Origin of the sequence: Labrys sp. WJW, assembly GCF_001676615.1 — a bacterium.
GTDB lineage: Bacteria > Pseudomonadota > Alphaproteobacteria > Rhizobiales > Labraceae > Labrys > Labrys sedimenti.
On the sequence record NZ_LYXZ01000108.1, the window covers coordinates 1 to 353 of the forward strand.

Here is a 353-nt window from a genome sequence, read left to right on the forward strand (position 1 = left end):
CATTACGGCCCGCTGTTCATCCGCATGGCCTGGCACAGCGCCGGCACCTACCGCACCGGCGACGGGCGCGGGGGCGCAGGCGCGGGCCAGCAGCGCTTCGCCCCGCTCAACTCCTGGCCCGACAACGTCAATCTCGACAAGGCCCGCCGCCTGCTCTGGCCGATCAAGCGCAAATACGGCAACCGGATCTCCTGGGCCGATCTGATGATCCTGACCGGCAATTGCGCCCTGGAATCGATGGGCTTCAAGACCTTCGGCTTTGCCGGCGGCCGCGAGGACGTGTGGGAGCCGGAAGAGGACGTCTACTGGGGCAGCGAGAACGTCTGGCTCGACGACAAGCGCTACAGCGGCGA

The 353-nt window shown here is 67.4% G+C and carries 1 protein-coding gene; it reads left to right on the plus strand.

Features of this window, described 5'->3' with window-relative positions; genetic code table 11:
* On the plus strand, window positions 1–353 hold a 353-nt coding region (locus tag BA190_RS34820; protein WP_305773781.1), incomplete at both ends, for a peroxidase family protein.